At 43.8% G+C, this 23600-nt stretch carries 19 protein-coding genes; 12 read left to right on the top strand and 7 right to left on the bottom strand.

Annotated features, from left to right (window positions below):
- Window positions 1-9 precede the first annotated feature (9 nt).
- Complete coding sequence (locus BTO09_RS04440) at window positions 10-906, top strand: sugar phosphate isomerase/epimerase (protein WP_087523602.1); 897 nt, start codon at window positions 10-12, stop codon at window positions 904-906.
- Here the strand turns inward: BTO09_RS04440 and BTO09_RS04435 are convergent, their stop codons facing one another.
- Window positions 907-1611, bottom strand: a complete 705-nt coding sequence (locus BTO09_RS04435; protein ID WP_087523600.1) for a T9SS type A sorting domain-containing protein — start codon at window positions 1609-1611, stop codon at window positions 907-909.
- Window positions 1612-1747: 136 nt separating this feature from the next.
- On the opposite strand from BTO09_RS04435, the gene BTO09_RS04430 reads away from it, so the two are divergent.
- The 3 genes from BTO09_RS04430 to BTO09_RS04420 all read left to right on the top strand — a co-directional run bounded on the left by BTO09_RS04430 (window position 1748) and on the right by BTO09_RS04420 (window position 4480).
- Window positions 1748-2323, top strand: coding sequence for a HupE/UreJ family protein (locus tag BTO09_RS04430; RefSeq protein WP_087523598.1), 576 nt, complete (start codon window positions 1748-1750; stop codon window positions 2321-2323).
- A gap of 112 nt (window positions 2324-2435) precedes the next feature.
- Window positions 2436-2873, top strand: coding sequence for a dCMP deaminase family protein (locus BTO09_RS04425; protein WP_087523596.1), 438 nt, complete (start codon window positions 2436-2438; stop codon window positions 2871-2873).
- Window positions 2873-4480 (top strand): S41 family peptidase, encoded by a 1608-nt coding sequence (locus tag BTO09_RS04420; protein ID WP_087523594.1) that lies wholly within the window; start codon window positions 2873-2875, stop codon window positions 4478-4480. Before BTO09_RS04425 ends, BTO09_RS04420 begins: the two co-directional genes overlap by 1 nt.
- On the opposite strand, the gene BTO09_RS04415 is transcribed toward BTO09_RS04420, so the two are convergent.
- Window positions 4477-4677 (bottom strand): hypothetical protein, encoded by a 201-nt coding sequence (locus BTO09_RS04415; protein WP_087523592.1) that lies wholly within the window; start codon window positions 4675-4677, stop codon window positions 4477-4479. The two genes, BTO09_RS04420 and BTO09_RS04415, sit on opposite strands and share 4 nt — an antisense overlap.
- A 15-nt stretch (window positions 4678-4692) precedes the next feature.
- The gene (locus tag BTO09_RS04410; protein WP_087523590.1) at window positions 4693-5274 is read right to left on the bottom strand and encodes a MarC family protein; all 582 of its coding nucleotides are present in this window, start codon (window positions 5272-5274) and stop codon (window positions 4693-4695) included.
- Between the two features lie 105 nt (window positions 5275-5379).
- On the opposite strand from BTO09_RS04410, the gene BTO09_RS04405 reads away from it, so the two are divergent.
- The 5 genes from BTO09_RS04405 (at window position 5380) to BTO09_RS04385 (ending at window position 11318) form a co-directional block, all read left to right on the top strand.
- The gene (locus BTO09_RS04405; protein WP_087523588.1) at window positions 5380-5949 is read left to right on the top strand and encodes a DUF3109 family protein; all 570 of its coding nucleotides are present in this window, start codon (window positions 5380-5382) and stop codon (window positions 5947-5949) included.
- 438 nt (window positions 5950-6387) lie between these two features.
- A complete protein-coding gene (locus BTO09_RS04400; protein WP_087523586.1) occupies window positions 6388-7365 on the top strand; it encodes a ribonucleotide-diphosphate reductase subunit beta in 978 nt (325 codons plus the stop codon).
- A gap of 127 nt (window positions 7366-7492) precedes the next feature.
- Window positions 7493-9916: a ribonucleoside-diphosphate reductase subunit alpha gene (locus tag BTO09_RS04395; RefSeq protein WP_087523583.1), complete on the top strand. Its 2424-nt coding sequence runs from the start codon at window positions 7493-7495 to the stop codon at window positions 9914-9916.
- Between the two features lie 116 nt (window positions 9917-10032).
- Window positions 10033-10539: a zinc ribbon domain-containing protein gene (locus BTO09_RS04390; RefSeq protein WP_087523581.1), complete on the top strand. Its 507-nt coding sequence runs from the start codon at window positions 10033-10035 to the stop codon at window positions 10537-10539.
- A 14-nt stretch (window positions 10540-10553) separates the two neighbouring features.
- Complete coding sequence (locus tag BTO09_RS04385) at window positions 10554-11318, top strand: type II CAAX prenyl endopeptidase Rce1 family protein (protein ID WP_087523577.1); 765 nt, start codon at window positions 10554-10556, stop codon at window positions 11316-11318.
- On the opposite strand, the gene BTO09_RS04380 is transcribed toward BTO09_RS04385, so the two are convergent.
- A complete protein-coding gene (locus tag BTO09_RS04380; protein WP_087523570.1) occupies window positions 11311-12036 on the bottom strand; it encodes a DUF6503 family protein in 726 nt (241 codons plus the stop codon). The genes BTO09_RS04385 and BTO09_RS04380 overlap by 8 nt on opposite strands.
- The gene (locus tag BTO09_RS04375) at window positions 12036-14291 is read right to left on the bottom strand and encodes an inorganic phosphate transporter (RefSeq protein ID WP_087523568.1); all 2256 of its coding nucleotides are present in this window, start codon (window positions 14289-14291) and stop codon (window positions 12036-12038) included. The genes BTO09_RS04380 and BTO09_RS04375 overlap by 1 nt, the downstream gene beginning before the upstream one ends.
- A gap of 286 nt (window positions 14292-14577) precedes the next feature.
- On the opposite strand from BTO09_RS04375, the gene BTO09_RS04370 reads away from it, so the two are divergent.
- Window positions 14578-14940 (top strand): toxin-antitoxin system YwqK family antitoxin, encoded by a 363-nt coding sequence (locus tag BTO09_RS04370; protein WP_087523566.1) that lies wholly within the window; start codon window positions 14578-14580, stop codon window positions 14938-14940.
- 72 nt (window positions 14941-15012) lie between these two features.
- On the opposite strand, the gene BTO09_RS04365 is transcribed toward BTO09_RS04370, so the two are convergent.
- Together BTO09_RS04365 and BTO09_RS04360 are read right to left on the bottom strand one after the other, a co-directional pair.
- Window positions 15013-16203 (bottom strand): multidrug transporter, encoded by a 1191-nt coding sequence (locus tag BTO09_RS04365; RefSeq protein WP_087523564.1) that lies wholly within the window; start codon window positions 16201-16203, stop codon window positions 15013-15015.
- A gap of 29 nt (window positions 16204-16232) precedes the next feature.
- The gene (locus tag BTO09_RS04360; RefSeq protein ID WP_087523563.1) at window positions 16233-19130 is read right to left on the bottom strand and encodes a TonB-dependent receptor; all 2898 of its coding nucleotides are present in this window, start codon (window positions 19128-19130) and stop codon (window positions 16233-16235) included.
- A gap of 182 nt (window positions 19131-19312) precedes the next feature.
- Between BTO09_RS04360 and BTO09_RS04355 the strand changes: the two genes are divergently transcribed.
- Window positions 19313-20656 (top strand): deoxyguanosinetriphosphate triphosphohydrolase, encoded by a 1344-nt coding sequence (locus tag BTO09_RS04355; protein ID WP_087523562.1) that lies wholly within the window; start codon window positions 19313-19315, stop codon window positions 20654-20656.
- 84 nt (window positions 20657-20740) lie between these two features.
- A complete protein-coding gene (locus BTO09_RS04350; RefSeq protein ID WP_087523560.1) occupies window positions 20741-23548 on the top strand; it encodes a T9SS type A sorting domain-containing protein in 2808 nt (935 codons plus the stop codon).
- The last annotated feature ends 52 nt before the right edge of the window (window positions 23549-23600 follow it).

Raw genomic sequence — 23600 nt, 5'->3', positions numbered from 1 at the left:
TACTAAACCATGAACCGCAAAGAATTTATTCAATTAAGTGCCACAGCAAGTGTAGCTGCCATACTCCCTTGGAGTTGTGCAGGTTTTGGCGCAGATAATAAGTACAAATTAGGCTACCAAGTGTATTCCATTCGCGATAGAATGGTCAATGACCCTGTGGGAACCTTAAAGGAGCTTAAGGCCATGGGTTATGAGGACTTTGAAACCTATGGTTTTGACGCAGACACCAACAAGATATACGGCTATACGCCTCAAGATTTCAAGGCGATCCTCAATGAGATGGAGCTAACTGTAAGTAGCGGACACTATGGGCTTTCTGCTTTTATGGAGGCTTCGGATGATGAACTGCGTCGCTATGTAGATGCCTGCATCAGCGCCGCTTCGGTTATGGACAACAAATACATCACTTGGCCTTTTATAGAAGAACCTTACAGGAACCTGGACGGTTACAGCCTGCTTGCTAAAAAGTTGAAGCTCATTGGGCAGCAGATCAGCGAGACCGATCTGGGATTTGCCTTTCACAACCACGGCTACGAATTTGCCGATCTGGGCAATGGACTAACCGGTTACGATATAATCGCAGACCGTACCGATCCGCAGCAAGTAAAATTCCAAATGGATATGTATTGGGTAATGCATCAAGGCAAGACCACTCCCAAGGAATTAGTGGCAAAGTATCCCGGGCGTTATGTGATGTGGCATATTAAGGACATGCATAAGGTGAGTAGAGATTATACCGAGTTAGGGAACGGTTCTATCAACTATCACGAGATCTTGCCAGACCCGGTGTCTTCTGGTTTGGAGTATTTCTACATTGAACAGGGTGGGAATTTCACAGAGAATTCCACGGCGAGTGCTGCCGCGAGCGCCGCTTATTTTAAAAAGGAGCTACAGCAGTATTTTTAGTTATTGTTTTACGAACCGTTCGGTTACACTGCCATTTTCATCGCTTAGCTGAACAAAATAAATTCCTGCTGGTAGACCAGATATGTCAAGCCGATTTATTACTTCATCACGACGAATTAATTTGCTATCGGCGCTGTATAGGTTCATTTGAAAATTCCTTGAGGTCGGATTATATATGTACAGGACATCTTGGGCATTGCCATAAAAGAAGACTTCAGACAATCGATTCGCCCTTACACCCAATCCAGATGATAGATAATGCACAACATCGCCATCGGGTTTATAAATACTTAAGCCATAGCCGTCGGGATCATCAACTATAGAGATAATGTATTCTAAGGGTTCGTCTACTGAGTCAAAGAAGAATCCGAAGTAGTGAAACTCAAAGATATTATTCTCTTTCAGGCTGCAATCTACAAGCGTTGACGCCATATTAAAGAACGTCACCTGCGAATCGCCGACAAAGCTTGCATCTGCCACAAAAGCGTTACAAACATGAGTTATCATATCATGTGGTGCAGCGGGCTCTCCAAAATTTAAGGGTATAAAGGCAACTTCTGAATTGCTAGGAGGGAAGTAGTGTTCTCCCAGGTGAATCATTTCGATTAAAATCCAATCTTCCTCCAGTAAAATAGGATCTTGAGCTTGCAGCTCACTCAGAGACATACTTATGAGACCCAAAAAGAGCAGTAGTTTAATTTTCATAGTTAGTTTTATTCTAATTTAATGAAAATAAAGCGTTTAAAAGCTTTTTTACCATTTCTAGTTTTAAATCTTAAAGAAGGATTAAACTGCAAGAGCAACTCTGCGATTTGTAGTAACTTTACCCAAAACCCCAGTTATGTCAGATTTTTGGCTCTATCTCCAATTGGGTTTCAATCATGTTTTAGATTGGAACGGCTATGACCATTTGCTCTTCTTAGTGGTCTTGGTATCGGTTTACGAATTTACCGATTGGAAAAAGGTCGTGGGTCTGGTCACCACTTTCACCCTAGGACATATGATCTCTTTGGTAGCTGCTACTTTCGGATGGGTGACGGTTTCACCTACCGCGGTTGAGTTTCTCATTCCGGTGACTATTCTGGCCACTGCCATATACCATTTACTCAAGACCAGAAAGACTGGTGCGGAACTGTCCATTTACGGTACTTATTTCATGACGCTTTTCTTCGGATTGATACACGGTCTTGGTTTTGCAAGTTTTTTCAGAAGTTTGGACGAAAGCGCTGCCTTACCACTTTTTGAATTCGCTCTAGGAATTGAATTGGCGCAACTTTTGATCGTCCTAATTGCCCTAGTTGTTGGATTTGTTGCCAAGAACATTTTAAAGACCAGTTCCAGAGATTGGACCATAGCCATTTGCTGCATTACCATCGGAATGTTGGTTACTATGCTTGCAGAAACTTGGCCTTTCTAAGTCTGAATTGGCAGTTTTTTGACAAACTTTGTAATAAGATTAACAGCCAGCAGTTTAATAGAGGAGCGGAGTTCAATTATCTTCGTTTTGAATTGGCTATCTTGCTTTGACTATGAGTAAATCTGCAAAACAACACAAATACGATGTCGCCTACTTGCGCATGGCCTACGAATGGGCCAAGCTCTCTTATTGCAAGCGCAAACAGGTCGGAGCTTTGATAGTTAAAGATAAGATGATCATATCTGACGGCTATAACGGAACCCCAACAGGTTTTGAGAACTTTTGCGAAGACGAAGAAGGTTATACCAAATGGTATGTGCTACATGCAGAGGCCAATGCCATTTCTAAGGTGGCCGGAAGTACCCAAAGTTGTAAAGGAGCAACACTTTATATCACCTTGTCGCCTTGTAAGGAATGCAGTAAGTTGATCCATCAGGCAGGAATAACCCGTCTGGTCTATAATATTGCATACAAGGATACCAGCGGCTTAGATTTCTTAGAACGCGCTGGTGTGGAAATTACCCAAGTGACCAGCCTAGACGATCTGTAATGAACAAGACCAAGATCTATATCCCGCTCATTGTTGGCAGCTGTTTGGCTGTGGGCACCTTTATTGGGGCCAAACTGAACTTTCAGGATGGTGGCGAGCAGATCTTTGCCAAGAACTCCAAGAAGGACAAACTCAACCGCCTGATAGACTACATTGACTACGAATACGTAGATCAGGTGAATACAGACAGTATAGTAGATGTGACCGTAAACGGTATTCTAGAGAATCTAGATCCGCATTCGGTTTATATCCCGGTGGACGCTTACGAAGATGCGGCCAATGATATGCGCGGCAATTTTGTGGGTATAGGGGTCAACTTTTACGTTTACAACGATACCATTGCGATAATTAATCCTATAGAAGGCGGACCTGCCTACGAGGCCGGTATTCGCGGAGGAGATCGTATAGTTGCTGCGAATGATGTAGTACTTGATGGTTCGGAGATCTCCAGAGACAGCATAGTGTCCTTTTTAAAAGGTAACCGCAACTCCAAGGTGAAGCTCAGTGTTTACCGACGCGGAGAGTCAGAACTATTGGATTTTACAGTTCGCCGAAAGGAAGTGCCCTTAGTTAGTGTGGAAGCCTCATATCTTATCGATGAGACCACAGGATATATTAAAGTGAATCGCTTTGCCGAAACCACCTACGAAGAGTTCAAAGAAGCCTTAGACGATCTTAAGGACGAGGGTATGGAAACCTTGATATTGGACCTCAGAAACAACCCTGGAGGATACATAAATGCTGCCAATAAGATCTTAGATGAGTTTCTGGAAGATGATAAACTTATGCTCATCACCAAAAATAAAAAAGGAGACGAAGACCTTACTTTCGCCACCGGACGAGGAGATTTTGAAGACGGCAAGATCTACGTGCTGATCAATGAGAACTCCGCATCTGCTTCAGAGATCGTGGCGGGAGCATTACAGGACAATGATCACGGGACCATTGTAGGTCGCCGGTCTTATGGTAAAGGCTTGGTGCAACGTGAGATGTCTTTGGGAGATGGCAGTGCCGTTCGCTTGACCATAGCCCGTTATTATACGCCCACAGGTAGGTCTATTCAGCGCTCTTACGCCAACGGTCTGGACGATTATTTTAGTGAATACCAGAACCGATACGAGAACGGAGAATTGCGTTCTGTAGATAGTATCAAGGTTTCAGATTCCTTAAAATTCGTCACACCAGAAGGGCGGGTGGTCTATGGTGGTGGAGGAATTACTCCGGATGTGTTTGTGCCAAAAGACACCAGCATTGCCAACGAGACCTTAGAGTATGTAATGTCTACCGGTTATATGAACTATTTTGTTTTTGAGCAGTTGGAGACTTCCAGAGCACAATTTGACGGAATGGACTTTGAGACCTTTATGAACGAATATGAGGTTTCAGATGAGTTGGCCAACGCCTTTATAAATTACAACGAGCGTTTCAAGTCGCCCAGCCTCGATTTGGCATCGCATTTTGACACGCTGAAATTGGCTATCAAACAAACCTTGGCAGATCAGCTCTATGGGACCAATCAGGCGCAACAGGTGGCCAATGCCCAAGACGCAATGATACAACGTGTATTAGATCTGGAACGCGCCAAGCTTAACCCGGTTCGCGACTAGGACCCGCGCTTTTTCTCTTCGATCTTTTTAGAGAGCAACAAGATCAGCAATAAAATAATGGCACTCAGCCCCGCTAAAATAAGCGATAAGGCTGTTTTGCTATTGCCTTCGAACAAGGCGTCAAAATTGAGTTGCGTGGCGTTGTAGATCATAAGAGCAAAAGCTCCTACCATTAATATATAGATGAAAATTTTCATTCGATTTCTCTTTGGTTAAGCAAACAGTTCTTGAATGTTGGAGGTGAACAGTTTTACAGCGATCGCTAGCAAAATTACACCAAAAACCTTTCTAATAATCCCGATTCCGTTCTTCCCTAAGAAGCGTTGCAAACGCGCTGAGGTTTTAAGTACTATATAAATGACCAAAGTATTGATCACAATCGCGATGATAATGTTCTCTATGTGATATTCTGCGCGTAAAGACAGTAGGGTGGTCAAACTACCCGGGCCGGCTAGCATTGGGAATGCCAGCGGGAAAATAGAGGCGAGTTCCGGTGCGCTTCCGTCGTCTTTAAAAAGAGTAACGCCTAAGATCATCTCTAAAGCGATAAAGAACAGAATAAAAGCCCCGGCAACTGCAAATTCATTGACATTGATCCCGATGAGCTTTAAAATACTCTCTCCCAAAAACAAAAAGAAGACCATCACTGCGGCGGCAATGATCGATGCTTTTTCGGAGTGTATATGTCCGGCTCGCTCGCGCAAGGATATAACAATAGGAATGTTTCCGATAATATCAATTACCGCAAATAAAACCATGGTGGCGGTGAAGATCTCTTTAGTATTGAACTCCATAACTGCTTGATTTTGGGGGCAAAATTAGGCAATCTTAACAGCACTACCTGCTAATTCTCTGTTTTATTTGTGGGCGATTTGACACAAAGCAAATATCTTTGCCCCGTGATTCAACTCGGTAAAACCATAGTATCTACAGATCTTATTGAAAAAGAGTTCGTCTGTAATTTAGGCGCTTGTAAGGGCGAGTGTTGTATAGCCGGAGAGGCCGGAGCACCATTATCTAAAGAAGAGACCGAGATCTTAGAAGCGATCTACCCCAAAGTAGCTCCCCATTTGCGTGAAGAAGGCAAAGCAGCCATTGAGGCGCAGGGCACTTGGATAGAATCTGCAGCCGGTGACTTGGAGACCCCATTGGTCAATGGGGCTGAGTGTGCTTATGTGACCTTTAAAGAAGGAGGCATTGCCAGTTGCGGAATAGAAGATGCTTACAATGCTGGCGATGTGGATTTCAAAAAACCTATCAGTTGTCATTTGTACCCAGTTCGAGTTACAGACTACAGTGAATTTGCTGCTGTGAATTATCACCGCTGGCCAATTTGCGATACCGCTTGTACTTTAGGAGAACAATTAAAGGTGCCGGTTTACCAGTTTGTAAAAGAGGCTTTGGTTAGAAAATTTGGGCAAGATTGGTTCGACGGATTGGACGCGATTGCTCAAAAGAACCAACCTTGATTCATTTGATTTTTTAGCGAGCGATTTTCTTTCGCAAAATCTGACTTTTTTTGATCGTTTTTTTGTTCAGATAGACTTCTATTTGACGTTACAGCACAAAAAATTTGTTTAAGCCCGCTGTTAAAAATCATGTTACCGAATCCTTAGCAAAATGTTATCACAACCCCTAAAATACTTGGGATTCACAAGGGTTTTAAGAGCTATTAACGACTGATTTTCTGTTTGTTAATAACTTCAACAGTATTTTCATAAATAGCTGATAAAGAAGTGTTTAACAATATTTGTTAACAAAACAATGTGAACACTTTGAATTTTTTGATGTTAAAAACTTTGTTGAAAACCAAGAGGTTAATTCGCCAGATTTCGTTTTAAAATTTTTCATATTTGTTAGTCCCGAGTAGCGAGAAATTTATCGAATTTTTAAAAAAACAACGGACAATGAGCGCAGTAGAACCGATTTTAGCAGAGAACAAAGACCGATTCGTAATCTTCCCAATTCAACACCACGATATTTGGGATTGGTACAAGAAATCTGAGGCCAGTTTTTGGACGGCAGAAGAGATTGACTTGCACCAAGATCTTACAGATTGGGCAACCAAATTGAATGACGATGAGCGTTACTTCATCAAGCACATTTTGGCCTTCTTTGCCGCTTCTGATGGAATCGTGAACGAAAACCTTGCAGAGAACTTCGTAAATGAGGTTCAATATTCAGAGGCTAAGTTCTTCTACGGTTTCCAGATCATGATGGAAAACATCCACTCGGAAACCTATTCTTTGCTTATTGACACCTACGTGAAGGACGAAAAGGAAAAAGATAAGCTCTTTAAGGCTATCGAAAACTTCCCGGCAATTAAAAAGAAAGCCGACTGGGCATTGAAGTGGATAGAAAGTCCAAGTTTTGCCGAGCGTCTTATCGCTTTTGCTGCTGTAGAAGGAATTTTCTTTTCAGGAGCGTTTTGTTCGATTTTCTGGCTTAAAAAACGTGGCTTGATGCCCGGGCTGACCTTTTCCAACGAACTAATTTCTAGAGATGAAGGTGTTCACTGTGACTTCGCAGTTCACTTGCACAATCACCACCTAGTAAACAAGGTTCCTAAGGAAAGAATTCGTGAGATCATTGTGGATGCACTTACCATTGAGCGTGAATTTATCACCGAGTCTCTACCGGTAAGTTTGATTGGCATGAACGCCAAGCTGATGACCCAGTATTTGGAATTCGTGACCGATCGCCTCTTGGTGGAGTTGGGTTGTGAGAAAGAATACAACACCAGCAATCCTTTTGATTTTATGGATATGATCTCCCTTCAAGGAAAAACAAACTTCTTCGAGAAGCGTGTTTCTGAATACCAGAAGGCGGGAGTTACCAACAAAGACAAAGAATCTAATAAGATTAGTTTCGACGCAGATTTCTAAGATTGCTCCAGGGGCTGCCCCAGGCCCGGAGCGTTTTTAACTATCTGATAATACGCAGGTTACACCTCGCGTACCAACCTACATTATGCTAAAAATTAGGCACTAATTAACTAAAGAACAGTTGTAGATGAATGTAATTAAAAGAGATGGCCGTAAGGAACCCATCATGTTTGACAAGATCACGGCACGCGTAAGAAAGCTTTGCTATGGTCTAAATGAATTAGTAGACCCTGTAAAGGTTGCCATGCGCGTAATTGAAGGTTTGTACGACGGAGTTACCACAAGTGAACTAGACACTTTGGCCGCCGAGATCGCTGCGACCATGACCACTACCCACCCAGATTACGCGAGATTAGCAGCGCGTATTTCGGTTTCCAACCTGCACAAGAACACCAAGAAGACCTTTTCTGAGGTGATGACCGACTTGTATACCTATGTGAACCCACGTACGGGTAAAAAGGCGCCGCTTTTGAGCGACGAGGTTTACGACATAATCATGAAGAACGCCGAAGAGTTAGATTCTACTATCATCTACAACCGTGACTTTGGTTACGACTACTTCGGATTCAAAACCTTAGAGCGTTCTTATCTGTTAAAGCTCAATGGACAGATCGCTGAGCGTCCGCAGCACATGCTTATGCGTGTTTCTGTGGGGATCCATATGGACGACATGGCAGCCGTTAAGGAAACTTACGAGCTAATGAGTAAGAAGTACTTTACCCACGCCACACCTACACTCTTTAATTCCGGTACGCCTAAGCCACAAATGTCATCTTGTTTCCTTCTGGCCATGAAGGACGACAGTATAGACGGCATCTACGACACTTTAAAGCAGACTGCCAAGATCTCGCAATCTGCGGGAGGAATTGGCCTTTCAATTCACAACATTCGCGCTACGGGTTCATACATCTCTGGAACTAACGGTACTTCGAATGGTATTGTCCCTATGCTTCGCGTGTTTAACGACACCGCACGTTATGTAGACCAAGGTGGTGGAAAGCGTAAGGGTTCATTCGCGATCTATGTAGAGCCATGGCATGCAGATATCTTCGATTTCCTAGATCTGAAAAAGAACCATGGTAAAGAAGAGATGCGTGCGCGCGACTTGTTCTACGCCATGTGGATCCCAGACTTGTTCATGAAGCGTGTTCAAGAAGATGCAGAGTGGACTTTAATGTGTCCTAACGAGTGTCCTGGACTCTTCGATTCACACAGTGAGGAATTTGAAAAACTATACTTACAATACGAAGCGGAAGATCGCGGACGCAAGACTATCAAGGCTCGTGAGCTTTGGGAAAAGATCTTGGAATCTCAGATCGAGACGGGTACACCTTATATGTTGTACAAGGATGCGGCCAACCGCAAGTCTAACCAAAAGAATTTGGGAACCATCCGTTCTTCTAACCTTTGTACGGAGATCTTGGAATACACTTCTGCAGACGAAGTTGCTGTGTGTAACTTGGCATCCATTGCCTTGCCAATGTTTGTTAAGAACGGGGCCTTCGATCATAAAGAGCTCTTTAGAATCACCAAGCGTGTGACCAAGAACTTGAACCGAGTGATTGACAGAAACTACTATCCTGTGCCAGAAGCGCGCAACAGTAACTTCCGTCATCGTCCGGTAGGTTTGGGTGTTCAAGGATTGGCAGATACCTTTATCAAATTGCGTTTGCCATTTACAAGCGAGGAGGCCAAAACACTTAACCAAGAGATCTTTGAAACCCTCTATTTCGCGGCGGTAACTGCTTCTATGGAAGAGGCTAAGAAAGACGGGCCATACGAAACTTACAAAGGTTCTCCGATCTCAGAAGGTTTGTTCCAGCACAACCTTTGGAACATCAAAGACGAAGAGCTTAGCGGACGTTGGGATTGGGCCAAGTTGCGCAAGGACATTAAAAAGCACGGAGTTAGAAACTCCCTACTTGTAGCGCCTATGCCAACAGCTTCAACCTCTCAGATCTTAGGGAACAATGAGGCCTTTGAGCCATATACCTCTAACATCTATACCCGTCGGGTATTGTCTGGAGAGTTTATTGTTGTGAACAAGCACCTTTTAGAGGATCTTGTAGCGCTTAACCTTTGGAATGACGATCTTAAAGAAGAGATCATGCGTGCTAACGGATCTATCCAGCACATTGATGTGATCCCTCAGGATCTTAAAGAACTGTATAAGACCGTTTGGGAGCTCAGTATGAAGGACATTATTGATATGTCTCGACACAGAGGATACTTTATCGATCAGTCGCAGTCACTCAACCTGTTTATGGAGAATGCCAATATGGCGAAGCTTACTTCTATGCACTTCTATGCTTGGAAGAGCGGCCTAAAAACAGGAATGTACTACCTACGTACTAAGAGTGCTGTTGATGCCATCAAATTTACCCTTAAGAACACCCAAAAGGAGTCAGTACCCCAACCTCAGGAGGCAGCGGTTGAAACCGTTACTGCCGCGGCTACTGACAAGCCATTGACACCGCAGGAGTTGCGTGAAATGTTGGCCAAGAGTAGAGACGCCGACCAGGACGACGACTGCCTGATGTGTGGTTCTTAAGATTTGTTTTAAGTGTTGATTGAAAAAAAGACTCCTTCGGGGGTCTTTTTTTTGCCTCAGAACTGCTATCTTGAATCACAACAACTAGAATAACTAATCAAAATCCCGCTCCCATTATGGAAGAAATTCTTGAAGAGCAAATCCCAAAATGCCCTAACTGCGCAACCGAGATCAACGGCAACCCTGAATTTTGTGTGCAATGCGGGTTCCCAGTCAATGGAACCGAGAGAGAACAGTCCAAGTTCTACGCAGAACAAGCCATGACCCGTTCTAAGGTAAAAGAGGCGCCCAAACAGATCCGCCAGGCACGAAATACCCTATTCATTGTTGGGGCCTTGCAATTGGCCTTTGGTTTGGTATTGTATTTCATGAATGATGATGTGGCAGAACTCCTAGCAGGAGGGATCATCTTTTTGATCTTTTTAGGCTTGGGCTTCTGGTCTCAAAGCAAGCCTCAAGTAGCCATATTATTGGGTCTTTTGGTTTATTTGTCACTTATCATTCTCTCTGCGATTATCGATCCAAGTACTTTGGCGCGCGGCGTAATTGTAAAAGTGGTGATCATCATCTTTTTGGGCAAGGGACTCAACTCAGCCAGAGAACTCAAAAAACAACAGCAATAGGCGAATTAGTTTGAATGAAAACCTGTAGTAATTGTGCTTTTTTGCTAGGCGATGAAGATAGATTTTGCGGCAATTGCGGCATTTCTGTCAAATTTGAAAACACCAAGCGAAACTTAAAGAGCACCCAACTCATTATTGCTTTTTTTGTGAGTATGTTGGTGCTACACCTGATCAGTAATTTTGCTTATCAGGAGTCTATAGCGTTGTCTACGGAACTCACTTTAGAGTTGATCTTCATTGGAATTACTCTGGGTTTTAGTCTAAGCGATTGGTCTGCTATTAAACCGCTCTACAGTTTTAAGAATTTGGAGTGGAAAGGTCTTGTGACCAGTTTGGTCTTACCTTTAATATCTGTGGTAGTGGTCTATTTTCTGATCTCGGAGGTCAATTTATATCTCTTTGAAGAAGACCCTTCCATTATGGAAGATTACGACTATTATGACAGGCCTTTTCTATGGGCGTTTATCTTTATATCCTTAGTGGCTCCCATATTCGAAGAGCTTGCTTTTAGAGGGTTTCTATACAATCAGATGCGCGATATTGCCAGTGCGCAAACCACCATTTTAGCTACTGGTTTCATGTTCGCCTTGATTCACTTGTCCTTGTTTTCTTTTATTTGGATCTTCCCCTTCGGAATAGCCTTGGGGTATTTGCGCTATAAGTACAAAACACTCTGGTGGGGCATGTTGGTGCATTTTTTACACAACACGGCAGTGCTCGCTATGGACTATCACGAATATTACGGCCAGTGGCCACTATTGGAAACCTACTTTAGTTAGTTTTAAAGCCGGCTGTAAACAAGAAATCGGTGCCGAGGTATTTATCGCCTTTATTGTAGTACCAGGCGCGATCTTTGGGCATCTTTATTCCACCTATTTCTACCTGATCACTCAGTAAAATATATTCTCCAGTGTCCTTGCCTTTATCTGCCGGATCACCTTTGTAAAATTGGTAGACTTCCATGGCATAGGTCTTTGGGTCAAAATAGAAGAACCAAATATCTGTTCCAACAGCTTCGTCATAGGTCACTTTGAGGCGCAAATAATCTTTGCCTTTAAAATTCACTTGCTCAACAACAGGATCTATATAAGTGCCCGGATCTTTGAGCTTCATCGGTAGGCCGTAAAGGTAGGTGTAGTAATTCTTGTATAGTGAAGCCCTTTCGCAACTTAGCTTGTTTTCTTCTAAGTCTGATGGGCTTAGGTCTGTTTTGCCGTTAAGGGCAATGGTGCATTCCCCACTGTCTATCTGATATCGCGTGGTCTTATCGCCTTGAGTTGCCTCAACTTGAAAGTATTCTTGTGGTAGGTTTATCTGGATCTTACTGTTGCGTTTTGGAGCATTCGGAGTTTCCATGCTCACATAAAGTGTTCCATTAAAGGTCTCCCAATTGCCTTGCGGATCGTGATATGCAATGGCGCGTTCTAAGAGCTGTTCCCCGGTCAAATTCTGAGCACAACAGCAGATCGGCAGCAATAAAAAAAGTAAAAATCGCATTAGAGGATCTCTGGTTTCTTAGTGGTTTCCCACTCCTTGTAATACTGCTCTAATACTGTAGCTGTGGTTTCTACGAGGTCTTTACATTCTAGCAGCAAGCTAAAGTAAAGGGTCGTATTTCTGGCACTACTGTCGGGTTGTTTGGTGCGTTGGATCTGCTTTTCGATATCGCTAGAGATGTAAGCATCAAATTCTTGCTTTTCTGCGATAAGATTGGGCAGCTCATCCAAACTCAAGTTGTCGAAGTTTGTTTTCACCTTAGCAAAAAGATCTAGTAGGCGATCTTCGATTTGTTTCAGATCGCGGATCTGATTAAAGGTCAATCCTTGGTGATTGTTCTTCACGTGCTTGTGACTGGTCTTAGCGATAAAACCAATGGACTGAACAAAATCTTCTAAAGAATCCTGAACCATAAGATAAAAGCGCGTCGCACCGGCAGAATTGCCATCAAGGCCTTTAATATAAAAGAAGATATGGTTCTTCAGGTCGTCCATCTCGTCGGAGAGGCTCTCCGCATCGTTGCGCGCCTTTTTAAGATCTTTCAAATTCTGTCTGGCCAAACCATCGAGGGCTTTGGTCAAGATCTTAGAACCGCGTTTCATTACGGTGGAGACATTGTTTGAACTCTCTTCAATTACGCCTTTAACAGAAGTGCTTTCTGCCATTTTGAACTCTAATTCCTCTCGGATCTCTTTGGTATTGCGGCTGGTTCGCATATACGATCTGGCAATGAGTATTAGCGCTAAAATTAGTAGAGTAACTAAAGCTGCCCATTCGAAATAGAAGATCAAAGCAGCCATAATAGCAGCAGCGAAGAAGGCAGTAATTGCCGTCATAAACCAACCAGCGATCACATTGATCACTCCGGCAACGCGGTAAACGGCAGAGTCGCTTCCCCAAGCACGGTCGGCCAATGAGGTTCCCATAGCTACCATAAAGGTCACGTAAGTGGTAGATAACGGAAGTTTGTATCCTGTAGCGATAGAAATCAAGACAGAGGCAACTACCAAGTTAATTGCAGCGCGCACCATGTCGAAAGCTGGTGCGTCCTTGTCTAAGATCTTACTCTTTACTGTAGGAGCAAATCTTTTGCTGATAGATTCTTTGGCCGCTGTTGGAAGCGCCATGGTAAATCCGCGGTTAAGGCCAATGGCCAAGCGGACTAAATTCTGAGAAAGCCAATTCGGTTGGAAACGTTCTTTAACTTCATCCTGACGAGAAAGGTCTACCGAGGTCTTAACCACGCGTCGGGCCTTTTCGCTAAACCATAGGGTCAATACCATAATGATCCCTGCGAGTAAAAGTAGTAGCGGTTCTGTACGTACCGCTTGCGATAGGCTCTTCATGGCAAAGGCATCCGGCGCTATACCAGAATTCACCCAGCTCAAATAAGATTCATAAGCAGCCATTGGCACCCCGATAAAGTTCACCAGATCATTCCCCGCAAAGGCCATGGCCAAGGCGAAGGTTCCCAATACAATGATGAATTTATAGATGTTTACTTTAAAGAATCTGGTAATTACAAAAGAGACCAAAGTCCAAAAAACCGCATTGGCTCCAATAAACTGGTAGAGGTTGGTCTGTGCCCAAGCATTAAAGGATTCTGGCAATAATTCGGCTCCTTTCAATCCTTTTACGATGATGAAGTAGGCGATAGAAGTTGTAGCCAATCCACCAAAAATTGCCGCTGCCCAAGTGGGTCGCTTTTCAAAGTCGAAAGAGAGCAGAAAACGAGTTACAAATTGAACTAGCGCACCTATGGTAAATGCAATGGCTACAGAAAGCAGTATGCCCAAAATAATGGTCGTGGCTTTGTCAGAAGCTATATAATTGCTTAGCGAAGAGAGGTCCTCTCCAGATCTACTGATCTTAATTAGCGACATACATACCGCAGCTCCTAAAAGTTCGAAAACAATAGATACTGTGGTCGAGGTGGGCAACCCAAGGGTGTTGAAAAAGTCCAACAAGAGTATGTCTGTGATCATCACGGCCATAAAAATGACCATGATCTCGTTAAAGTAGAACTCTCCGGGGACAAAAATACCTTTCCGCGCAACCTCCATCATCCCGCTAGAAGACAATGCCCCAAAGGCAATACCTACACTGGCAACGATCATAATGGTCTTAAAGGAAATGGCCTTAGATCCTATGGCGGAATTGAGAAAGTTTACGGCATCGTTACTAACACCTACTACCAGATCTGCGATGGCTAGCACGGCCAAAGCGATCAGCATGAATAAATAAATATCGCCCATAAGGTCTATCGCTAATAGAAAACAAAAATGAAATTTATTTTAGAATCAAATGTTACGCAAATGTTATGAGTGTGATCTGTAGCCACTAATGCGCATTTATTTAAGCCCGCTAACGGTGGGGAGGCTTGTGGAAGTGATCCAATGTTATCAAAAATAGAATATTATAAAAAACTGAAATACAGTGAAATAGCGTTCTAATGTTATCTAAATGTTACGTAAATGTTGCGCGGGAGTAAAAAATATGTTATGTTTGTAAGGTAATAATTAATAAGTAAAGCCCTGAGATATGAAAAAGATTGCCCTCATGTTAGTTTTAGTGTTCCTTGGGACAAACGTATTTGCTCAAGCAACTACCAAAAATATTTACAAAGAAAAGAACGGTCTTATTGAAGCTACCTTGTTTCACGATAATGGCGAGATCGCTCAAACCGGCTTCTATACCAAAGAAGGAAAACTTCACGGCGAGTGGATCAGTTTTGATGCAGATGGAAACAAAACCGCTATTGCTCAATACAATAAAGGACAACGTGTTGGCACTTGGATGTTCTACCAAGGCGACACCCTAAAAGAAGTGACCTATTCGAACAATGCTATCGCACAAGTTAACACTTGGACCATGCAAGACACTCGTGTAGTGACCACCAATTAAGTTCGATCTTAAAACAGTTAATAAAAAAGGCTCCCAGAGGGAGCCTTTTTATATCATTCAATTTGCAATTGTTTACTCACGGGTCCAACCTGCACCCCAGGTGGCGAAGTCAGTTCCGGTTCCGTTACCGTCTCCTGAAAGGAAATCAGCATCGGTCCAAGCAAATCCTGTGTCGTTTTTGATCTTTAGACCTACATTGTTGAAAGTAACATCTACAGCAGCTAGGGTTCCGTCTAGTACTCCTTGTCCTGTTGGGTTATCTCCGTCGTCACCGTCTAGATCGAAACCTTCGTCAAAGTCATTGATTACCCAGTTGGTGAAGATCCCTTGCGTACCTGCACGTAGACGAACAGCCTCTCCCAGAGTCCCAGCGTCACCGTCTATAGTTACGTTAGTTACATCAGGAGCAGAGAAGTATCCACCTTCGTTAGAGAAGTCTGTGTTGTAACCGTCACACTCAAAAGCTTTATCGTGGCTAGCCAAGTGCTTCACGTATACATCAGTCAAAGATCCGATGAATCCTTCTGTCCAGTCGATAGAGTCATCTTCAGATCCTACAACGGCCAAGTGACTTGCGTTTACAGTTCCTCCGAAGAATTCGAATCCGTCATCAGATCCAATGTACACTTGTACATAGTCCATAGTTGTTCCAGAACCAACTCCGTAAAGAGATACTCCGTTAAGTTCAGAGTTACCGTCAATCGCACCACCGGCAAATTCTACACGTACATAACGCAATACTCCAGAGTTGTCATCGGCAACATCTCCGCCGTAAGAAAGACCACCAACCTCAGTAGTTGAAGTGTCAGTAGATCCATCAGGAGTTGAGTTGATCGGTGCACGTCCGCAGATCACAATTCCACCCCAGTCTCCAGAACCTGGAGTTGAAGAGTTAGAAGTAAATACGATAGGAGCATCTGCAGTACCGTCTGCCATGATCATACCTCCTTGTAGAATAGCTACATAAGCGTTAACTCCAACAGGAAGCGCTTCGATAGTCATACCCGCAGGGATAGTTAGGGTAGCACCTTCTGCGATAAGTACAGGTCCGGTGATCACATAGTTCTTACCTTCTTCTAGAGTTAGGTCAGAAGTGTAAACACCGCTAAGGTTAACAGTATCACTAGTGTCTCCACCACCAGTGGTAGTGTTGTTGTTAGTTACACTGTTGTCTTCGATAATGATAGTTGCAGTATCATCACTCTCACAAGCTGTGAAGCCAAGAGCTAGAACACTGATTATGGTTAAAAATTTGGTTTTCATCGATTTGAAAGTTTAGAGTAATAAGATTATTATAGTTTGTATTTTAATGAGATTCCTACGTTTACACCGCGCTTGAATTCAAGCAAGGTTACGTCACCCGCAGCATTCACCAGACCAAAAGGTTCTAGCAATACACTACTCGCAGCTCCGGTACCTTCACGAACAAGAGTTACGTCTGGGTTTAAGATGTTTCCAACACTAAGGTTAGCTTCAAAGTGCTCTCCAAATGCATTTCTCCACACAAAGTTTAATGATGGCACACCTTTTTCGATCATATTTCCAAGGTCTCCACTTCCCAATGCAAAAATGCGGTCTGAGAAATAAGAGAAAGTGGTAGTCAGTTTTGGCTTGTAGTTTCCAAAAGTTGGTGAGTAGTTTACATCTGCGTTCATGATGAACTCAGAAGCACCTTGCAATTCAGACTCCGTGCGATCGCCAAAGGAAGTTCCAAAGGTGAAACCTTCTGAGGTCTGTACCGCTTTTAAGTCCTGATTGGTATTGTTATAGGCAAAGTTACCTCCAATGCTCAAAAGCGCATCGTCTTCTTCGTCTAATAAAATGTTCTTTCTGAACTCCAATTCTGCTCCGAATACGGTAGCTTCTTCACCAGTTCTAAAGAAACGCTGGTTACCCGTAGCATCTGTTGCAACAACTCGGTTTACCGGATCTTGGATAGACTTGTAGAATACCCCAACAGCGATAAGTTCGCTACGTGTTGGGAACCATTCGAATTTCATATCCGCGTTAAAGATCTCAGAGTATGCAACTCCAGTTCCGTCTGTTTTGCCCAAAAGGTCAGGGTTACCACCTACACGTTGGGTTACCCCTTCGTATACAAAGTTGGCCACCTCTTTGAATTCTGGGAAAGAAGCCGTTTGGCTAGCTGCCGCACGCAGGTTCATATTTTCGTTCACCGCGTATTTAACGTTCAAACTTGGGAACAAGAGGTTCTCTTTTGCAGAACGCTCTCCAGTATCAGTAGGTACAGGGTTAATAACGTCATATACAATAGACTGCTCCCAGTTCTCCAGTCGAAGACCAGGTACGATCAACCAGTCTCCCAATTGAATGTCGGCTGTGATCAATCCGGCGTGGATGTCCAAGTTTCCTTGGTAAGTGTTTTCATAGAGCTGCGGACGGTTTACTAAATCCACCAAACCATCAAGTCCAGCGGGTTGTCTAGCTACATTTAGGTTCCAAAGTCCTTCGCCGTCAGGAATATTGATGTTGCTTACATTAAAGAACCCGTTCAAGCTGTTCACATCTGTCACAGGGTTGTTCAATTTGTCTAAGATCTCGTATCCGTATCTCCAGTTGTTAAAACGACGCTCTTTGGTCCGGCCGTTATAACCCATGGTGATATTTACATTGTCATTTACCTTGTAGTTCAGGTTGAAGTAGCTGTTAAGCTCGTCGTCTTCGATACTCTGAAAATAACGCTGGTTGTCAAAGGCTATGTTGTCGTAAAAGATCGGGTTGGTGTTTGGGTCGGTATCTAAAGTGAACTGATAGTCTTCTAAAGTGATACGCTTTCTGTCCGGCTCGTCAGACAATACCTTGTTGAAACCAAAGCCCCAGTCTAGCAACCATCTAGTTTCTCCATCGTCATTGATCTCATCTCCAAATTTGTGAGTACCATTAATTTGGTTCACAAAGATCATCTCTTGGTTGAACTGAACGTTCATCTGGTAGAAACCACCGTCACCGTTTCCAGAGAAACCGTCTCGGTTGAATCCATTACCGCCAATTCCGTAGTAACTCACCTCGTCAGAAGAAGTGTTAGAGAATAAGGAGGTCAATTTAAGTTTGTGACCGCTCTTGTTGTTGTAAAGCACAGAAGCCATCAGCGCAGTGTTGGTGTCGTAATCGTACCATTCTGCTTCTGGGAAACGCACTTTTACGTCGTTGGTAAAGTCTACCGCTGGGCCGTTCAAGTATTCAAAACTGTTGCTAAAAACAGCCGTTCCGAAGAAACTCAAACGCTGATTGTCGTCTATATTGAAAGAGTAACCTCCTTCTAAGCTTCCAGAGAAAGGCACATTGGTCTCTGCAGCCTGCGGATCAACACCGTGAGAGAGTACCACCGCAAAAGGGTCGTTGTCATAACGGTTGTAAAATCCGAAGAGACTAGGGCCTTCTGAGCGTACAAAATCCTCTCCAATAGCTTGAGAATTGAATCCGGAGTTGATAGAAACATTAAAATAACCAGGACCACTGTATTCCTTAGAAACGATGTTTACGTTACCGGCACTAAAGTCTCCGAAGAAATAACTGTTATAAGCTTTAGAAACGCCTACGCTTTCAATTACTTCTGATGGGAATAGGTCTAGGTTGATGTTCTTTTTGTTTACATCGTTGGACGGCAGTGAAAGTCCGTTCATGGTGGTGTTTTGGTAACGGTCACCTAACCCACGAACAAAGACATCACTACTTCCTTGTTGCTGTGAAATACCCGAGATCTGAGCTACAGCTTCTGCGGCATTGTCTACCCCTTTTCTGGCTAATTCTTGGGCACCAATACTCTGAATAATAGTCGTTGCTTTCTTTTGTTCGATTAAAAGAGCAACTTCGCTTTCTCTTTTTCTTGTTGTTGTGATAACTACCTGCTCTAGCGCTGCTGCACTGGCTCCCATAGGAACATTTAAGGTAGTTACTTTACCGCCTTCTATAGTAACGTCAAACTCTAGGGTCTCATAACCTACATAACTGAACTGAACGGTGTAAGCTCCTGGTTCTAGGTCAGCAAGCTCGTAAAGTCCGTCAATATCAGAAGTGGTTCCTTTAGAAGTCCCTTTAATAATAACGTTAGCGAATGGAAGGGGTTCGTTGTTAAAATCCTTATCAGTAAGCTGTCCAACTACTGATCCGGTCTGTGCTATTGTGATAGTGGTAAATAGCAGTAAAAATATCGAGGTAATTTGTTTCATTACACTAGTAAAATTTCTTGGCACAAAGAAACTGTGGCTTTGTAAAGGTGGCGTTAACCACCTTTTAAATATGTGCTACAAAAGCGTTAGCCAAATGTTACCGGATTCATTAAAACTGAACTTCTTGTTTACGATTAATTAACCTTGCAATTTGCTTATCTTTCGGAGGTCAAATTTTACCGATGAACTGGGAACAACTACTGTCATTAAAACGTTACGGAGATACCAACAAACGCCTCAGAATAGAACAAGATCCAACCCGCTTGGGCTTTGAGGTAGATTACGACCGCATCATATTCTCTGCGCCTTTTAGAAGCTTGCAAGACAAGACGCAGGTAATTCCCATGTCTAAGACCGATTTTGTCCACACCCGCTTGACCCATTCGCTTGAAGTTTCTGTGGTTGGGCGTTCCCTTGGGCGTTTGGCCGGGAAGGCGCTTTTAGAGAAATATCCGGCCTTAGAAAAGGTGCACGGTTATACATTTAATGACTTCGGAGCCATTGTAGCTGCAGCAGCCCTGGCACACGATATTGGGAATCCGCCTTTTGGACATTCCGGAGAGAAGGCCATAGGCGAGTTCTTCTCCGTTGGAGACGGGCTTAAGTATAAAGAGGAGCTCACTCCCAAACAGTACCAAGACCTGATCGATTTTGAAGGCAATGCCAACGGCTTTAGAATCATAACCGAAGATTTTCCGGGCCAGGAGGGAGGTCTTAGGCTTTCCTATGCCACTTTGGGCGCTTTTATGAAATACCCCAAAGAGTCGCTTCCTAAAAAACCAACCAAACAGATCAGCGATAAAAAATATGGTGTATTCCAATCCGATCTTGAGGTCTTTAAAGACCTCACCCAGACTTTAGGGCTGATCGCTAAGGAGGGCAAAGATCTTAGATTCCACCGTCACCCTTTGGCCTTTTTGGTAGAAGCTGCGGATGATATCTGTTATACCATCATCGATTTTGAAGACGGGATCAATCTGGGCCTTATCGAAGAAGAAATGGCTTTGGAGCTGCTCATTAATCTGGTTAAGGACAATATTCAGACCACTAAATACGCTGCATTGCAGTCTACTTCGCGTCGCTTGGCTTATTTGCGGGCCTTGGCTATAAACACTTTGATCAGCGAAGCTGTTGCGGTTTTCTTGGCCAATGAAGAAGCCATTATGAAAGGGCAATTCCACCACGGACTCTTGGACAAAAGCAAGTACGAGGCTCAGATAGCAGACATCATCGACATCAGCATAAAAAAGGTATATCGCAGCGATGAGGTAGTAGGTAAAGAGATCATGGGCTATTCCATTCTCAATACCTTGTTGCAAAAGTATACGGCTGCATTGGTTCGCGATATGAAAGGACAATGCACCAATTATGACAAACTTTTACTGAAAGGCCTAAAGGCAGAGCACGACTATGCCAATAAGGATCTTTACGAAAGACTGCTCTTGGCGTGTTCTTACGTTGCATCCCTCACAGACGGAAACGCCCACAATCAGTTTAAAAAAATGACCGGAAACGGTTCATTCTAAACTGTTTGACAGATGGGGTTCTAATCCGTATATTTATAAACTGTTTCTGCCAAGAAACAACTGAAAAGCTAAAATTTAAAAAAAATGAAAAAGAAACTACTTGTGGTAGGAGCAATAGCCGTAGCCGGTTTGGCCTGGTATGCTACTACAAATGGCTCGTCAGATGGTCAAGAGATCTCGCAAGAAATTCAAGAGTTGCGCAAGCAGCATCAAGATTTTCTGTTGAATCACCCGTTTAACGAGACCATGAACCTGGAAAAGCAAGAGCGCCGCGCTCTTGGTTTGCCGCCAAATGCTTACAACGAACAAGATTTCCTATACACCATGGATCCGGCTCTTGGATATCCGGTTCCAGAACGTATGTTCCGCACTTACGATCAATTGGTAGATCAATTTGGAGCCGATCGTTCTCCTGGTAGCGCCTCGGACAACGCTTGGGAAGAACGCGGACCATTCAACATATCTGGCCGTGTACGCATGATCCTTTGGGATCCAAACGACTCAGAAGCTAAACGCGCCTTTGCTGGTGGAGTTAGCGGGGGTCTTTACGTGAACCAAGACGTAACCAATGGTGCCAGCGACTGGGAATTGGTTTCTGGGGTGCCTGGTAATATTGCCGTGTCCTCTATGACGGTAGATCCTACCAACACTCAGGTCATGTATATTGGTACCGGAGAGCAATACACCCAAGGTGCTGCCAATGGAAACGGTATTTATAAATCAACAGACGGCGGGCAGAACTGGGTAAGACTCAATGTTCCTCTTGCTGGCGGTGGAGACACTACAGCTGGCGGGAACGATCTGCGTTCCGGACTCTTTTATGTAAATGATATTGTCGCTTGGGAAGACCCAGATGGCGATGTACATATTTATGCAGGCGTAGGTTCTGCCGGATATGTCGGATCCGGAGGTGGAGGTTCGTCCAGCCCGGTTAATATTTTAGGACTTCAGAATGCAGGGCTTTATGAGTCTACCGACAACGGTGCCACTTGGTCTCGTGTTGAGCAGTCTGTTTTCGAGTACTCTTATTTTGGAAATACATTTTACGGTATTCCCAATGATTTTGAGGTTGCTGCAGATGGTAAATTATACTTCGGAGGAATTCGCTCTGGCTTTACCAATGCAGGTTTAGGCGGACGTATCTTCGCTACCGCAGATGGCGACACTTGGAGCTTAGAGACTATTCTAACGGCTTCTAACAGAACGCAAATTGCCGTTTCGGGTACAGATCCAAACAAAATGTATGCTGTGGCGCAAGGGCTTACAGGGACTACTCCTGTTCGCATCTTCCAAACTACAGATGCCTGGGCTACTTTTACAACTACCAATTTGCCAAACGATGCAGACCTTGGGATCCCAGCCAACGACTACACTCGTGGTCAATCGTTCTACGATCTGATGCTAGCTGTTGACCCAACCGACGACGATATCATTTACGTTGGAGGTATCGACATGCACCGTTCTACAGACGGAGGTAACTCTTGGGAGCAGATCTCTAAATGGTCTAACAACCCGAACTTGAATACCCTATCGGTGCCGTTTGTACATGCCGATATTCATGAAATGCAATTCCGTCCTGGATTCCCTAACGAGTCTTTGACCGGAACCGATGGTGGTACCTATTATGCCAATTCATTGAGCACGGCAGCCGGGAATACCGGAGCTATTTTACCGCGTTTGCGCAACCTGAATGTAACTCAGTTCTACTACGGAACCATCAGTTCGGATGACGCTACTGGCGACGATCTTGCCGGAGGTACCCAAGACAACGGGACTTTGTTTAGAGACAATGCTGCTGCGGGAACAGGAAGCTTTATCGATCGTTTGGGAGGAGACGGAGGATATACCGAGTACGACGATGTGCCAGATTATATCATCACCACTTTCCCAGGAAACTCGCACATCTATATTCGTATTCCTTTTACAGGAGCAGGATATCAGATCGATAGTGGAGAAGGGGTGTTTATCAATCAAGCAGATCTTGACAAGAACCTCGATATCCTTTATTCGAACGGGCAAACCGGAGGAAACGAGCTTATCAAGCGTTATGTGTTGAGTACAACAAGTGCGGTTACTACAAACCTAGATAATGCGCTCATAGACAACTCACCTCCAACTGCTTTTAAGGTTTCTCCATTTACGACAACTTCAACTACTTTGTTCGTGGGAACTGCCACTGGTAAAGTATTGCGTTTGGACGATGCAGATACGACCCCAGTTTGGAATGAGATCACTGGTCCAGGATTTGTAGGTAGTGTTTCAGATATCGAGTTTGGACAGTCAGAAGACGAACTCTTTGTGACCTTCCACAACTATGGCGTGAACAGTGTTTGGTATTCTCCGGATGCGGGAGTTACTTGGGAGAACAAAGAAGGTAATTTACCAGACATTCCTGTAAAGTGTATTCTTCAGAACCCATTGGCACCTCAAGAGGTGATCATTGGAACAGAATTGGGAATCTGGTCTACAGACGATATCACGGCCGCCAGCCCGGATTGGTTCCCATCAGACAATGGAATGATGGACATTCGCGTATTAGACCTTGACCTTAGAGCATCAGACAATATGATCTTGGCCTCTACACACGGTCGCGGTATGTTTACCAATAAATTCTCAACCCTATCTACTAACGAGTTCACCAGTCCACTAGATGCTGTGGTGGTTTACCCTACAGTTTCTAACGGCTTGTTCAGCTTAGAGAGCAACACGGCCTTAGGCGAAACAAGCTTAACGGTTTACGGTATGGACGGACGTTTGCTAGATCAGAAGAACGTGACGATCAACGCCGGATCTCCGCTAACTATGGATTACCAGGGCTTGTCTTCTGGGATGTACTTCATTAAGGTAGCGTCGCAAGGACAATCAAGCACGAAGCGATTCATTATTCGCTAATTCGTGTCGAACTATATTTAAAAAGGAGCCTTTAACGGGCTCCTTTTTTTAT

It is taken from the genome of Gilvibacter sp. SZ-19 (assembly GCF_002163875.1).
Lineage (GTDB): Bacteria > Bacteroidota > Bacteroidia > Flavobacteriales > Flavobacteriaceae > Gilvibacter.
The sequence above is the reverse complement of the archived record's forward strand: the minus strand, read 5'-3'. Positions and strand labels throughout refer to the sequence as shown.

What these genes read in the sequence shown, in the direction of transcription:
- BTO09_RS04440 (WP_087523602.1), top strand. Translation starts at nt 10, where the DNA reads ATGAACCGCAAAGAATTTATTCAATTAAGTGCCACAGCAAGTGTAGCT.
- BTO09_RS04435 (WP_087523600.1), bottom strand. Translation starts at nt 1,611, where the DNA reads ATGAAAATTAAACTACTGCTCTTTTTGGGTCTCATAAGTATGTCTCTG.
- BTO09_RS04430 (WP_087523598.1), top strand. Translation starts at nt 1,748, where the DNA reads ATGTCAGATTTTTGGCTCTATCTCCAATTGGGTTTCAATCATGTTTTA.
- BTO09_RS04425 (WP_087523596.1), top strand. Translation starts at nt 2,436, where the DNA reads ATGAGTAAATCTGCAAAACAACACAAATACGATGTCGCCTACTTGCGC.
- BTO09_RS04420 (WP_087523594.1), top strand. Translation starts at nt 2,873, where the DNA reads ATGAACAAGACCAAGATCTATATCCCGCTCATTGTTGGCAGCTGTTTG.
- BTO09_RS04415 (WP_087523592.1), bottom strand. Translation starts at nt 4,677, where the DNA reads ATGAAAATTTTCATCTATATATTAATGGTAGGAGCTTTTGCTCTTATG.
- BTO09_RS04410 (WP_087523590.1), bottom strand. Translation starts at nt 5,274, where the DNA reads ATGGAGTTCAATACTAAAGAGATCTTCACCGCCACCATGGTTTTATTT.
- BTO09_RS04400 (WP_087523586.1), top strand. Translation starts at nt 6,388, where the DNA reads ATGAGCGCAGTAGAACCGATTTTAGCAGAGAACAAAGACCGATTCGTA.
- BTO09_RS04395 (WP_087523583.1), top strand. Translation starts at nt 7,493, where the DNA reads ATGAATGTAATTAAAAGAGATGGCCGTAAGGAACCCATCATGTTTGAC.
- BTO09_RS04390 (WP_087523581.1), top strand. Translation starts at nt 10,033, where the DNA reads ATGGAAGAAATTCTTGAAGAGCAAATCCCAAAATGCCCTAACTGCGCA.
- BTO09_RS04385 (WP_087523577.1), top strand. Translation starts at nt 10,554, where the DNA reads ATGAAAACCTGTAGTAATTGTGCTTTTTTGCTAGGCGATGAAGATAGA.
- BTO09_RS04380 (WP_087523570.1), bottom strand. Translation starts at nt 12,036, where the DNA reads ATGCGATTTTTACTTTTTTTATTGCTGCCGATCTGCTGTTGTGCTCAG.
- BTO09_RS04375 (WP_087523568.1), bottom strand. Translation starts at nt 14,291, where the DNA reads ATGGGCGATATTTATTTATTCATGCTGATCGCTTTGGCCGTGCTAGCC.
- BTO09_RS04370 (WP_087523566.1), top strand. Translation starts at nt 14,578, where the DNA reads ATGAAAAAGATTGCCCTCATGTTAGTTTTAGTGTTCCTTGGGACAAAC.
- BTO09_RS04365 (WP_087523564.1), bottom strand. Translation starts at nt 16,203, where the DNA reads ATGAAAACCAAATTTTTAACCATAATCAGTGTTCTAGCTCTTGGCTTC.
- BTO09_RS04360 (WP_087523563.1), bottom strand. Translation starts at nt 19,130, where the DNA reads ATGAAACAAATTACCTCGATATTTTTACTGCTATTTACCACTATCACA.
- BTO09_RS04355 (WP_087523562.1), top strand. Translation starts at nt 19,313, where the DNA reads ATGAACTGGGAACAACTACTGTCATTAAAACGTTACGGAGATACCAAC.
- BTO09_RS04350 (WP_087523560.1), top strand. Translation starts at nt 20,741, where the DNA reads ATGAAAAAGAAACTACTTGTGGTAGGAGCAATAGCCGTAGCCGGTTTG.